Source organism: Thermus sp. 2.9 (assembly GCF_000794385.1).
GTDB lineage: Bacteria > Deinococcota > Deinococci > Deinococcales > Thermaceae > Thermus > Thermus thalpophilus.
In genome coordinates this window covers 1-6,744 of the sequence record NZ_JTJB01000054.1, presented here as the reverse complement: position 1 = coordinate 6,744, position 6,744 = coordinate 1, and the positions used below count along the sequence as shown (strand labels likewise).

At 63.9% G+C, this 6,744-nt stretch carries 4 protein-coding genes; 1 reads left to right on the top strand and 3 read right to left on the bottom strand.

Annotation, left to right across the window (positions count from 1 at the left end):
- Window positions 1-637: 637 nt before the first annotated feature.
- The 3 genes from cas1 to QT17_RS12470 form a co-directional block, all read right to left on the bottom strand.
- Complete coding sequence (gene cas1 / locus QT17_RS12480; RefSeq protein WP_039460489.1) at window positions 638-1,585, bottom strand: CRISPR-associated endonuclease Cas1; 948 nt, start codon at window positions 1,583-1,585, stop codon at window positions 638-640.
- Window positions 1,585-2,790 carry a TIGR02710 family CRISPR-associated CARF protein gene (locus QT17_RS12475; RefSeq protein WP_039460486.1) on the bottom strand — a complete coding sequence of 402 codons (1,206 nt, stop codon included), beginning with the start codon at window positions 2,788-2,790 and terminating at the stop codon, window positions 1,585-1,587. Before QT17_RS12475 ends, cas1 begins: the two co-directional genes overlap by 1 nt.
- Before the next feature lie 703 nt (window positions 2,791-3,493).
- On the bottom strand, window positions 3,494-4,864 hold the full coding sequence (locus QT17_RS12470) for a replication initiator protein A (protein ID WP_039460488.1): 1,371 nt from the start codon (window positions 4,862-4,864) through the stop codon (window positions 3,494-3,496).
- A 47-nt stretch (window positions 4,865-4,911) separates the two neighbouring features.
- On the opposite strand from QT17_RS12470, the gene QT17_RS12465 reads away from it, so the two are divergent.
- Window positions 4,912-6,324 carry a TIGR02710 family CRISPR-associated CARF protein gene (locus tag QT17_RS12465; RefSeq protein WP_039460484.1) on the top strand — a complete coding sequence of 471 codons (1,413 nt, stop codon included), beginning with the start codon at window positions 4,912-4,914 and terminating at the stop codon, window positions 6,322-6,324.
- Window positions 6,325-6,744: the final 420 nt, after the last annotated feature.

The window sequence follows — 6,744 nt, the reverse complement described above, 5'->3', positions numbered from 1 at the left end:
TATCCTGGTCGCAATCCCCTTACGGGGAAGCATCTCGTGCAACCGAAGGAGCTTCGCCTAGAGGGGCCGGTATCCGACACTCGGGCAGTCGCAATCCCCTTACGGGGAAGCATCTCGTGCAACACTACTTCTCACCAGGCTTCGCTTGGAAGCCAATACAGAGGGTGGGTCGCAATCCCCTTACGGGGAAGCATCTCGTGCAACTGAGGTAGCGAAGGTGCTCACCCTGGTAGACTATCCGGTGTCGCAATCCCCTTACGGGGAAGCATCTCGTGCAACTGTACCCCTCTCATAATCCCGTCCTGGACATCGCTCTTAGAGGGGGGGTTTGTGAGAAAGATGAAGTTTGGAATATACATAGGCCGTATAACGGCCCTTTCTGAGGGTTTGTGCCCATGAAAAGCCACAGGAAGAAAGGCCGATGAGAAGATAAAAACGCATACTGCCCATCCTCAAGGGAAAAATCGGCTTTCAAGATCCCCGCCCGGGGGTCCGGGCTAAGCGCAGTATAGCACGCACAGCAAGTTTTGTTTCAGTCCAAAGATATCGCGCAAGTTCCGTCCCGAAGCGAGCTATGTCTTTTAAAGCGTCAGGTGTCCTTTTTGCGTCGCAATTTTGCTCATAGGTATAGCAAAGATCAGCGCCAAAGGTAAAACGGCGTGTACCGCTTGCGCCCCAATATGGCTGCCTTCAAGCGGTGGGCCTGGATCTCTATCAGCTCCCCGTAGGGCTTACGCAACCCCATGGGGTGGGTGGCCTCCTCCAAAAAGCGCTCCTCCAGAAGGGTAATCAGGGCCCTCCGACCCTCCTCGTTCAAGTACACCCCCCCATCCCGCACCTCGCCGTGGCTCGGGGTAAGCTTTCCGCGGCGGAAGCCGGAGAGCACGACCTGGTCCACCACGGGAACCCTGAACTCCTCCATGAGGTCCAGGGCTAAGGCTGGGCTCCGCCGCCCCTCGGCGTGAAGGTAGCCCACTTCGGGGTGGAGGCCCGCCAGGCGGAGCGCCACCTGCACCCGGCCAAGGAGCACGGCGTAGCCGTAGGAGAGGGCGGCGTTCACAGGGTCCTGTGGGGGCCTGCGGGTTCTGCCCCTGAGCCCATATGGGCCAAGGAGCCGCTCCAGCCCGGCGAAGTAGGCGCGGCTTCCTTGGCCTTCCGCGCCCCTCAGGACCTCCAAGGTGCCCGCCCGCTCCCCGAGCTCCAAGGCTTCCGCCACCCGCTTCGCCTCGGGCAGGGAGTGACGCTCCAGCACAGCCAGGGCCGAACGGAGCTTTCCCAAGACGAAGGCCCGGGCCAAGGGAAGAGGGCTCGCGGCGAACTGCGCCCGGAGATGCTCGGGGTTCATCTCCGAAAAGGCCCCCGCCACCCCGTGCAGAAAGCCCTCCAAGCTGAAGAAGAAGACGGGTACCCCTTGCCGCAGGAGGAAAACCAAGGCGGGGGTGGAAAGGCGAACGTTGCCCCACACCGCCACCTGCCGCACCTTGCGGGCCGGGAAGTCCATCACCCGCTCGCCTTCTTCCTCCAACACGAGCCTCCCCCGTCGCAGGCGCAAGGTGGATCCTTGCCGGGTCAAGTGAAGGACCATCAGAAGCGGGGCCAAGGGGCGAGCGGGGAAAGCCTGGGGTCCAAAGCGGTAAGGAAGTCCAGCACCCGCCGGTAGTCCTCCTCCTCCACAGGCCTCGTCCCGTGGGCCAAGATGCTCTCGTGCCGACGGCTCAGCAAGGCCTGGATGCGGTTCTTCTCCCCATAGAGCTTTTGCGCCAGGGTGTTCGTCTGCGCAAACGCTAGGTCCAGGTCAAAGGCCGCATCTAGAAGCTCCATAAGCCCCCGGGGCCTTAGCACCCGCTCCCGCAGGGACTCCGGGAAGCCCTCGGGCCAGGTCCTGGGGTCCTTCAGGACAAAACCCAGGCGCTCGTGCACATCCGCTTCCACCGCCAACTCCAAGGCTCGGTAAAGCCGGGCAAGGGCGTCGTCAAAGCGGCCAAGCTCCGCCCGGCGCTCGGCGTTGGCCAAAAGGTCTTGCAGGAGGGCGAAGGTGGGCTTGCCCGCCGCCTCCACGATGGCCCGGAGGTGGGGCAAAAGGTCTTCCAACCCCTTCAGCACCCGCACCTTGGCCCCGTGCCCCCAGGCTTCCGCCACCGCCAAAGCCACGGGGAGGCTGGGGGCGAGGAGCGCAAGGGCCCTTTCGTGCCGGAAGCGGTCCCACTCCATCAGCCCTTCCACCACGCCCTTCATGGCCCGATAGAAGCGCTCCTCGGAAGGGGAGAGGGGCCTTTGTAGGAGGCCGTCCAGCTCGGAAAGGGCCACGCCCAGGTTCAGGGCGTTCCAGGCCCGCGTGAAGGCGGTCCACTCCTTCAGGCCCAGCCGGGCGGTGGGGTCTTCCAGAAGCCTGAGCCGCTCGGCCCCGCTTACCACCCGGCCCGTATCCGGGTCCCGCCGCTCCCCGCCCACGTAGCTGAACACCACCCCCCGCCCCGTGAGGGCCAGAACAAGGCCCGCCGCCATGGGCTTGGTTCCCCCGGTGAGGTCGGCCACGATGGCCGTGGCTTCCCACTCCAGGGCCTTCCTCAAGGCCTTGAGGGCGGCTTGGTAGCTTTCCAAGAGGCTTTCGGCGTCCTCCAACAGGAGGGTGTGGTGGCGGAAGGAGCCGCCGTATTCCCTTACCAGCTCCGCCGCCACGGGGTGGCTTTCCTGGCTGGCCAGGAAGATGACCCCATCGGGGGCGTGCTGCGCCAGCGACTCCTCCAAGGGGGCGCGGGTGGTGCCCACGCTGAGGATGAGCACTTTCATGGGTTCATTATGTCCCCTCCGCAAAAACGCTGCCCGAGAAAAAAGGGGTAAAGGATCTCCGCCTCCTCGGGCTTGGGGGAGGTGGCCTCTAGGTCCAGGGCGACCCAGGAAAGAGCTTGCCGCATACCTGAACCCAAGCTTAGTGCCGCGCGGGCTTTCTGGCTGCCAACTATGAACCTTCCCAACTCCCCGAGTCTTCCGATACCCAAGTCTTTGGAGAAGTTCTTACCAGACGCGCGAAGACCAGGGCCATCGGCTTATAGTCTGGACCATCTTCAATGTTGGCGCTGCTGTTGTTGATACCTTAAAAGTCTATAACCCTAAATACGTTGATGATCAACAACAAGGAGCCCCCCCGCCCCGGCCGGGGTGCCGTCCAGGACGCAAGTGGGGGCGCGAAACTCCCCAAGTCTTCCGATAGAACTCCCCAAGTCTTCCGATACCAACTCCCCAAGTCTTCCGATACTTCACCCCCAAAACTCCCCAAGTCTTCCGATAGCGATTCCCCAAGTCTTCCGATACCAACTCCCCAAGTCTTCCGATACTTCACCCCCAAAACTCCCCAAGTCTTCCGATACTGGAGCGGGCCAACTCCCCAAGTCTTCCGATACCCGGCCCGAGGGGAAATGTTGCCTTCGTGAAGGGGAAAGGGCGGGGTTTTGCTCCCCGCCCCCGTTCAAACTCCCCAAGTCTTCCGATAGTCCTAGCCCTCCAGGCCGCGCCGGAAAGATTGGACCCATTCTTCTAAATCTCCCTGGGCCGCGGCCTCCTTAAGCTCCTCCACCAGGCGCCTGGGTTCCAACACCCCTTCCTCCATGAGCCGGGTGAGGTCCTCGAGGTCGCCCACGGAAAGCCGGGAGCGGAGGAGGAGCTGCGCCACCTGCACCGCCCGGCGCACCTGGGCCTCCTTGGGCATGTTCTGCCACTCCCTTTCCGCCTCCTCCTCAATGCGGCGGGCCTCCTCCTCCTCCACCTTGGCCTGGACCCGGCGGGCGCTGGTGGGGGGAAGGGCGCGGGCGTACTTGCCGCTTTCGTCCCGAATCACGTCCACCAGGAAGCCTAGCCTGTTCTTGGGCTTGTAGCCCGAGGCTAGGATGCTCCGGTAGCGCTCCAGGCGGTCTTTGATGTGGGCCAGGGGGTAGCGGCGGGCCAGGGAGTAGGCGCTCGTGAAGGAAAGGCCCTCGGCCATGAGGAGCTCCACCGCCTCCATGTCGGGCACGCCCCCCGCCTCCTCCCCGAAGACGTAGACGATGGTCTGGTTCTGGCCCCGGCCAATGTACTCCACGGACTGGAGGTAGCGGCGTTCCATGAGCTCCTCGTGGGCGGGCTCGAGGGTCCGCCGCACCTTGTCGGGCCGCTTGTGGACGATCTTGCAGGCGGCGGCCCACTCCATGAGGTTCACCTCAAAGCGGGTGAGGGGGGCGGGGTTTTCAGGGGAGAAGCGCTGGGCGTCCAGAAGGCGGTAAAGCGCCCGGCTCAAGGGGCGGCGCAGGCTGGCCATGAACTCTATGTCAATGGGCTTGACGTAGTTTTGCTTCAAGGAGCGCACGATCTCCTTGGCCAGGGTGATGCGCAAGACGCTGGCCCGGTCCAGCTTGCCCTCGGCGCTGGAGGTGTACTCAAGCTTTTCAATGTAGCGGAAGGTGACGCTCTGCCAGCGCCCGTCCGCCCGCCAGGCCTCGGAGAGGACGTAGGTGGCGGTGGTGAGGCGCATGAGGCTCTCCTTGAGCGCCTGGTAGTAGTAGCCTGAGGTGTCCAGGCCCATGAGTTTCAGGATCTGGTAGGGGGTGGCGGTGAAGGTCCCGTCCTCCGGACTTCCGGCGTTGAAGTAGAGGGCGATGAGGGCCAGGGAAACCTCGTTGTCCAGCCCGTGGGGCACACCCCCCACCTTCTCGCTGGCGTAGCAGGCCAGCTTCACCGGCTTGCCCAAAAACTCAAACTCCTCCTCCCAGGAGGCGTAGCCCTCGGGGATCCGCTCCTGGATGGAGATGAGCCCAAGCCGGGCCACGTTGGCCTCGTCCAGGTGCTGCGCCCGGGCCAGGACGTCCTTCTTGGAAGGGCGGCTTGCGGCCATGTTCCGGTTCATTCTACCGGAGGAGGCCGCTGTGGTATAAGACTTCCATGCTCCAGGATCAGGAACGGTGGAACCAACTGCAGGAGGCGTGGGCCAGGTACAAGGAGGCGGTGGGGGCGGGCGGCAACCCCCAGGCCCTTTACCAGGAGATGGTCTGGCCCCACCTGTTGGAGCTTTGGCGGCACGCGCCCCCCGTGTCGCCCGAAAGGATGGTCTTTCGCGCCTCCCTCCACACCCTGGGCACGAGCCCCGAGGCCACGGCCTTGGCCATCCTGGGGACGGGGGCGCAGGAGGTCTACGTGCTGCACACGGAGGAAAGCCGCCGCTTCCTCGAGCGCCTGCGGCAGGACACGGGGGTAATGATCTACCCCATTGAGATCGGCAAGAGCGACGTGACCGCCATTTACCGCGAGGTGCGCAAGCTCTTGGAGCGCTACCCGGAGGAACCCGTGGCCCTGGACGTGACCAGCGGCACCAAGGCCATGAGCGCCGGGCTTGCGGCGGCGGGGTTCTTCTTCCGCCGCTTCTTTCCCAAGGTCAAGGTGGTCTACGTGGACAACGAGGACTACGACGTGGCCTTGCGACGGCCCCGGGCGGGATCGGAAAAGCTCATCGTCCTGCCCGACCCCCACGAGGTTGGGGGAGAGGTGGACTGGCTTTTCGCCTCCGAGCTCTACGGGAAGGAGGACTTCGCTGGAGCCGCCTCCTACTTCAACCGCCTGGTGGGGGCTACGGGCAACCAGGCCTACACCCTTTACCAAAACCTTGCCGAGATGTACCGGGCATGGCGAGCCCTGGATTTCAAGGAGGCGGCCAGAAAGGCGGAAAGCCTGCTGGAGGCCTTGAGGAAAAACGTCTGGCTCCAGCACCCCCTGAACCGCCACTTCCAGCGCCTGGAGGGGCAGGCCTCCCTCCTCAAGGGGGCGCGGGACCTCTTGACCACGGGGGACCTGGGCAACCGGCGGGGGGTGCTGGGGGTTGCGGCCACACTCCTGCACCAGAGCGGCAGGCTGGCCGACCGCGACCAGACCACCCTGGCGGCGCTCTACGCTTATCGGGCTTTGGAGCTCCTCCTGCAGGAGCGGCTTAGGCGGTATGGCCGCCTTGCGGAGGCGCCCGAGCTCTCCCCGGAGGAAAGGGAGGCGTTGCAGGGTGAGCTTGGGCGCATCCTGCCCGGGGAGGAGGTTCCGAGGGTGCGTGAGAAGCTCGGGCTTTTGGAGGTTTTGGCCTTCTTGCGGGTCCTGGGGGACCCCCTCCTGGCCTCCTGGAATGTCCGGGACCTTCAAGGGCTTGCTGGGGTGCTCAAGGCCAGGAACCAGGCCCTTTTGGTCCACGGCCTCCAGGTGCCCTCCGCAAGGCAGGTGGAGCAGGTGGCGGGGCTCGCCCGCAAGCTCCTGCAGGACCTGCAGCGGGAGGTGGGGCTACAACCCGACCTCGAGGCCATCCCCCTTCCCCGCTAGGCCATGGTCCGCTACGTTTCCCTCCTGGGCAACGAGCCCGCTCCCGCCTACATCGGCCTCGGTAGCAATCCCCTTACGGGGAAGCATCTCGTGCAACTGGTTAGCAAGGGCCTGGATAGTAGGGGCCTCTGTTAGCGTCGCAATCCCCTTACGGGGAAGCATCTCGTGCAACTGTACCCCTCTCATAATCCCGTCCTGGACGTTGCTCTTGGAGGGGGGGTTTGTGAGAAAGATGAAGTTTGGAATATGCATAAGCCGTATAAAGGCCGTTTTTGGGGGTTTAGCCCGATGAAAACTTGCTTGCGGAAGGGGCGATGAGAAGGTGAAAGCGCATATTCGCCTTCCTCAAGGGCAAAACTGGCTTTCAAGATCCCCTGTCCGACCCTCGGACAAGGCCATTATAGCAGATGACAGCAAGCA